The sequence below is a fragment of the Streptomyces sp. NPDC058045 genome (genome assembly GCF_042885635.1).
GTDB lineage: Bacteria > Actinomycetota > Actinomycetes > Streptomycetales > Streptomycetaceae > Streptomyces.
This window is the reverse complement of sequence record NZ_JBHVRR010000043.1, coordinates 41,847-47,846: the sequence shown is the minus strand read 5'-3', so window position 1 is coordinate 47,846 and position 6,000 is coordinate 41,847. Positions and strand designations below refer to the sequence as shown.

General features: G+C 75.4%; 3 protein-coding genes. 1 reads left to right on the top strand and 2 read right to left on the bottom strand.

The genetic code is table 11. The features are described 5' to 3' along the window. The first annotated feature begins 230 nt into the window (after positions 1 to 230). Positions 231 to 2,237: a lytic transglycosylase gene (locus tag ACFVST_RS22910; RefSeq protein WP_390155059.1), complete on the top strand. Its 2,007-nt coding sequence runs from the start codon at positions 231 to 233 to the stop codon at positions 2,235 to 2,237. A gap of 44 nt (positions 2,238 to 2,281) precedes the next feature. Here the strand turns inward: ACFVST_RS22910 and hrpB are convergent, their stop codons facing one another. Further along, positions 2,282 to 4,813, bottom strand: coding sequence for an ATP-dependent helicase HrpB (gene hrpB / locus ACFVST_RS22905; protein WP_390155056.1), 2,532 nt, complete (start codon positions 4,811 to 4,813; stop codon positions 2,282 to 2,284). Positions 4,814 to 4,839: 26 nt separating this feature from the next. After that, the gene (locus tag ACFVST_RS22900) at positions 4,840 to 5,724 is read right to left on the bottom strand and encodes a class I SAM-dependent methyltransferase (RefSeq protein ID WP_390155054.1); all 885 of its coding nucleotides are present in this window, start codon (positions 5,722 to 5,724) and stop codon (positions 4,840 to 4,842) included. Positions 5,725 to 6,000 lie beyond the last annotated feature (276 nt).

Sequence of the window (6,000 nt, the reverse complement as noted above, 5' to 3'; positions counted from 1 at the left end):
GACTCCGGCGGCGGAACGCGCTCCGAGCCCCCGGATCCAGCCGAATTCCCGGTACATCAGTCACCCGCAATCCCCGGATTACGGACATCAACGGGTGCCCGTACACAGGAAGTTGCCGTAAGGTCGCCCACGCTGCCGTGCCAGTCGCCGAAGGCCCGACGCGAGGAGTCGGGAACCGGCCAGGGGAACGCCGCACGGCGCACCGGACCGTCGACGGAGGGGTGTTGGGCATGGCGGCGCAATTCGGCAAGAGGCTGCGCAGGGGAGCGGTGACCACCGCGGTGGCGGCGGCCGCGATCGCGGCGCTCTCCGCATCGCAGGCCCCCGGTACCCCGGTCACCCACTCCGACGACCGGAACACCGGCTCCACCCCGCCGCCCGCCGAGGAACCCCCGTCCTCCGCCACCGGCGACTCCCCCTACTACACCGACCTGCCGCCGCTGCACAGCCCCGCCCCGCCCGCCGGCGGCAAGACGCCCCCGGACGCCGCCGGGTCCGGCATACCGGCGACCGTGCTCGACGCCTACAAGAAGGCGGAGAGCGCGGTCCGGCAGACGCAGCCCCAGTGCAAGCTGCCGTGGCAACTCCTCGCCGCCATCGGCAAGGTGGAGTCCGGGCACGCCAGCAGCGGCCGGGTCGACAAGGCCGGCACCACCCTCCGCCCGATCCTCGGCCCCGTCCTCGACGGCAACGGCTTCGCCCGTATCACCGACACCGACGGCGGCGCCTACGACGGCGACACCGAGCACGACCGGGCCGTCGGGCCCATGCAGTTCATCCCCTCCACCTGGGCCACCGGCGGCCCCGAGCACCACGGTTGGGGAGCCGACGGCAACGGCGACGGCCGCCGCGACCCCAACAACGTGTACGACGCCTCGCTCGCCGCCGCCCGCTATCTGTGCGCCTCCGGCCGCGACCTGTCCGACGAGCGCAATCTGCACGCGGCGATCCTCAGCTACAACCACTCGCAGGACTACCTCTCCACCGTGCTGGCCTGGATGGAGTTCTACCGCAAGGGCGGCGGGCACGGCGTTCCGGACGGCTCCGACGGTCTGCCCAGCGGCCGCACCCCGACCACGCCCACCCCGACGCCCACCCACCCGAGCCCCTCGCCGACCGACCCGGGCAGGGGCGGCGGCTCCGGCGGCGGCAGCGGTTCCGGCGGCGGCTCCGGTTCCGGCGGCGGCGGCGGTTCCCACGACCCCAAGCCCACCCCGACGCCCACCGAGCGCGTGGCCCAACTGGAGAACGCCGGCAACGCCGCGGTCACCGCCACCGCGGGCGAGTCCTTCGCCGACCGGGTCGCGGCGCGCACCGAGGACGAGGCCGGTACCGCGCTCGCCAAGGTCCGCGTCCGCTTCACCATCGTCGGCGACACCGACACGGTCTTCGACGGCGGCGAGACCACCGCCACCGTGCGCACCGACGCCAAGGGCATCGCCACCGCCCCCGTCCTCAAGGCCGGTGAGAAGACAGGGGACTTCACCGTCCGGGCCACCGTGGTGGGCCGCAAGCTGCCCGCCGTGGACGTCAAGGCCACGGTCAACGCCCGCCAGGCCGACAAGCTGGCCCGCGCCGACGACAAGGACTTCACCAGCACCGCCGGCGGTACGTTCACCGACCGCGTGCAGACGAAGGCCACCTACCAGGACAAGGCCACCCCCGGTGTGCGGGTGCGGTTCAGCCTGGTCGGGACCACCGACGCGGTCTTCGAGGACGGGAAGTCCGCCGCGACAGTGGAGACCGACAAGAAGGGCGTCGCCACCGCTCCGGTGCTCAAGGCCGGTGAGAAAGCAGGGGACTTCACGATCCGGGCCACCGTGGTCGGCAGCAAGGTCCCCGCGGTGGACGTCAAGGCCACCGTCACCGCCCGGCAGGCCGACAAGCTGGCCCGTACCGACGACAAGGAGTACACCAGCACCGCGGGCGGCGCCTTCGCCGACCCGGTCGAGGTCAAGGCCACCTACCAGGACGAGGACGCGCCCAAGGTCGGCACCACCGCCACCCTCGTCAAGTCCGCCGAGGACGGCAGCACCAACGACAAGGGCCCGTACTTCAAGGACGCCGAGGGCCAGCCGGTACGCACCCTCAACCTCGCCACCGGCGCCGACGGCCTGCTCGAACTCCCCGAGCTCTACGCCGACGACTCCACCGGCACCTTCCTGCTCCGCCTCACCACCGAGGGCGGCGCCACCCTCACCGTCGAACTCAAGGTCGCCGCAGCCCCGGCGGCCTAGACAGACAGCACGTCGGGCGGGCCGGGTCGCGCGACCCGGCCCGCTCAGCGTTCCCGGAGCCGGGCGTTGGTGTGGCGGGTGGGCCGGGCCGTGGCGGGGTCCTCGGGCCAGGGGTGGCGGGGGTAGCGGCCGCGCAGTTCGGCCCGCACCGCGCGGTAGCCCTCCGCCCAGAACGACGCCAGGTCCGCCGTGACCGCGGCCGGACGTCCCGCCGGCGACAGCAGATGCACCAGCACCGGCACCCCGGCCACCTCCGGAGTCGCCGCCAGACCGAACAACTCCTGCAGTTTCACCGCCAGTACGGGCTGCCCGCCCGAGTAGTCCAGCAGGACCCGCGAACCGCTCGGCACCTCATACCGCTCCGGCGCCAGCTCCTCCAGGCGCGCCGCCTCACCCGTCGCCCACGGCAGCAGCCGGCGCAGCGCCTGCCCCGCGTCGATCCGCGCCAGGTCCGAGCGGCGCCGCGCCCGCCCCAACTCCGGCTCCAGCCACTCGTCCGCCCGCTCCAGCAGCGCCCCGTCCGACACCCCGGGCCACGCCCCACCCAGCGTGCGATGCAGGAAACCCAGCCGCTGCCGCAACCCGACCGCCTCCCGCGACCAGTGCAGCAACCCCAGCCCCTCCTCCCGCAGCCCGGTCAGCAACGCGGCCCGCAGCAACGCCGGTTCGGCCTCCGCACCCAGCGGGCGGGCCGCCAACTCCACCGCACCCAGCCGCGACACCCGCCGCGCCAGCACCTCACCGTCCGCCCAGCGCACCTCCACCGCCTCCCCGGCCAGTGCCCCCGCCGCGTCCAGCGCCGTCACCTCGTCGATCACCGCACCGAGCCGCACCCGCGCCGACCCCGCCCCCACCGGCCGATCCGCCACCGCCACCGCCAGCCAGGCCGCACCGCCCAGCGCACTCCCCGCCCCCACCTCCGCCCGGGTCCCCGACACCATCAGATACGAGCCGCCACTCGCCCGAGCCACCCGGTCCGGATACGCCAGCGCCGCCACCAGACCCGCCACCGCGTCCTCACCCGACACCCCCTCCACCCCCCGCGGCACCTCCGCCGAACGCAGCGCCGACACCAGCCGCCGGACCTCCTGCCGCCAGCGCGCCCCGTAACCGTCGCCGCCGCGCCGGGCCGCCCGCCACGCCGCGCACAGATCGTCCCCGTAGGAACGCGGCGGCTCCTCCGACAGCAGGGCCACCACCTCCGCCGCCGGCCGCACCCCCGTCCTCGGTGCCGCGTCCAACAGGGCCCGGCCGAGCCGCGGTTGAAGTCCCAGCCGGGCCATCAGCGTCCCGCGGCGGGTGGCCCGGCCCGCGGCGTCCACCGCGCCGACCGCGCCCAGCACCTCCCGCGCGGCCGCCATCGCCCCCGCCGGAGGAGCGTCCAGCAGGGCCAGACCCGAGGCGTCCGGATCACCCCAGCAGGCGGCCTGGAGCGCGAACGCCGTCAGGTCCGCCACCCGGATCTCCGGCAACGGGAACCGCGGCAGCCGCCCGTCCTCCGCCTCCGCCCAGCAGCGGTACACCGTGCCCGGCGCCTCCCGCCCGGCCCGGCCCGCCCGCTGCCGCCCGGCCGCCCGTGAGGCCCGCACCGTGGTCAGCGCGCTCAGCCCGCGCGCCTGGTCCACCCGCGGCTCCCTGGCCAGCCCCGAGTCCACCACCACCCGCACCCCCGGCACCGTCAGGCTCGACTCGGCCACCGAGGTGGCCAGCACCACCCGCCGGCCCGCGCCGCCCGACAGCACCGGGTCCTGCACCGCGGCCGGCGCCCGCCCGTGCACCTGAAGCACCTCCACCCCGCCCAGCTCCCCCAACTGCCCCGCCACCCGCGCGATTTCGCCCACCCCGGGCAGGAAGCACAGCACATCGCCGTCCCGTTCCCGCAGCGCCCGGCGCACCGTCCGCGCCACCTGGGCGAGCAGCGCCGGATCGACCCGCATCCCGTGCGGCGGCCGTACCGCGACGGTCGGCGGCGCCCACACCACCTCCACCGGATGCGCGGTGCCGTGCGCCGCGACCACCGGCGCGTCCCCGAGCAGCCGCGCCCACCCCTCCGTGTCCGTCGTCGCCGAGGCCGCCACCAACTCCAACTCGTGCCGCAGCGCCGCCCGTACGTCCAGTACGAACGCGGCCACCGTGTCCGCGTCCAGATGGCGCTCATGGCACTCGTCCAGCACCACCACGTCCACCCCGGCCAACTCCTGGTCCCGCTGGAGCCGTTGGAGCAGCACCCCGGTGGTGACCACCTCCACCCGCGTCCCCGGACCCGCCACCCGCTCGCCGCGGACCGTGTACCCGACCCGGCCGCCGGGCTCCTCGCCGAGCAGCCACGCCATCCGGCGGGCCGCGGCCCGGGCGGCGATCCGCCGCGGCTCCGCCACCACCACCCGCCGCTCGGGCCCGCCGTCCAGCAGCCCCGCCAGCACCGGCGGCACCAGCGTCGTCTTCCCCGTCCCCGGAGGAGCGGTCAGCACCGCGCACCCGTGCCGCCCCAGCGCCGCCCGCAGTTCCGGCAGCGCCTCCCGTACCGGCAGCGCCCGCCACTCGTCCTCATGTGTCAGGCCCCCAGTCTCACCCACCGTGCGGCGGGCCCGAGTTGGGGAGTTCAGGCCGGGCGCTCGCAGACGAAGATCGCCGTACCGGGGATGAGACGGCCGCGCAGCGGGGACCAGCCGCCCCACTCCTGGCCGTTCCAGTCCGGCCACTCCGGCTCCACCAGGTCGACCAGCCGGAAGCCGCCCGCCACCACATCCCGCACCCGGTCGCCGATGGTGCGGTGGTGCTCCACGTACACCGCCTCGCCCTGCTCGTCCTGCTCCACGTACGGGGTGCGGTCGAAGTAGGAGGAGGCGACGGAGAGGCCCTCGGGGCCCGGCTCGTCGGGGAAGGCCCAGCGGATCGGGTGGGTCACCGAGAAGACGAAGCGCCCGCCCGGCCGCAGCACCCGCCGCACCTCCCGCAGCACCACCACCGGCTCCGCCACGAACGGCATCGCCCCATACGCGGAGCAGGCCAGGTCGAAGGCGCCGTCGGCGAACGGCAGCGCACCCGCGTCCGCCTGCACCAGCCCCACCGGGCCCGCCCCGTCACCGCCGTCGCCGTCACCGATCCGCGTCGCGTGCTGCAACTGCCGGAACGAGAGGTCGAGCGCCACCGCGTCGGCGCCCCGGGCCCGGAGCCAGCGGGAGCACTGCGCGGCCCCGGCACCGATCTCCAGCGCCCGCCGGCCGCGCAGTGAATCCGCCGGACCCAGCAGCCCGGCCTCGGCCTCGTCCAGGCCCTCGGGGCCCCAGACGAAGCGGTCGTCGCCGAGGAAGGCGCCGTGTTCGCGCTGGTAGTCGTCGGCGTTCCGGTCCCACCAGCCGCGGCTGGCCCGGCTGCTCTCCGCGTCGGAGGCGGCACGGCGGGTCGCCGTCGGCTCGGGATCCTCGGCGGCCGGTGCCTGAGCGTCCATCGCGAGCGTTCCGGGGTCTTGGATGATCTGCTCCATAGTCGTATTCTCCGGTCGAACACGCGGACCGGCCGCTCGGCGGGGGCCCGCGCTCCGCCACCGGGGCGTCCCACCAGACCGGTATGCGGGGTTCCGTCGCCGGATGGACCGGGATGCCCCTTGGCGCATTGACCCGCTCCGGCCGCCCCCGTATGCTACAAGTTGCGCTGCGGGCCTGCGCGCTTCAGACAGAGCAGGCTGCGCTCGCATCTGTTGCATGTCCCCTCGGTTGTCGAGGCGCAGACGTTCATTCCCGCTGGTGACACCGGTGGAGAA

Bases quoted from the DNA above. Each gene is read 5' to 3' on its own strand.
- ACFVST_RS22910 (WP_390155059.1), top strand. From the start codon at position 231: ATGGCGGCGCAATTCGGCAAGAGGCTGCGCAGGGGAGCGGTGACCACC.
- ACFVST_RS22900 (WP_390155054.1), bottom strand. From the start codon at position 5,724: ATGGAGCAGATCATCCAAGACCCCGGAACGCTCGCGATGGACGCTCAG.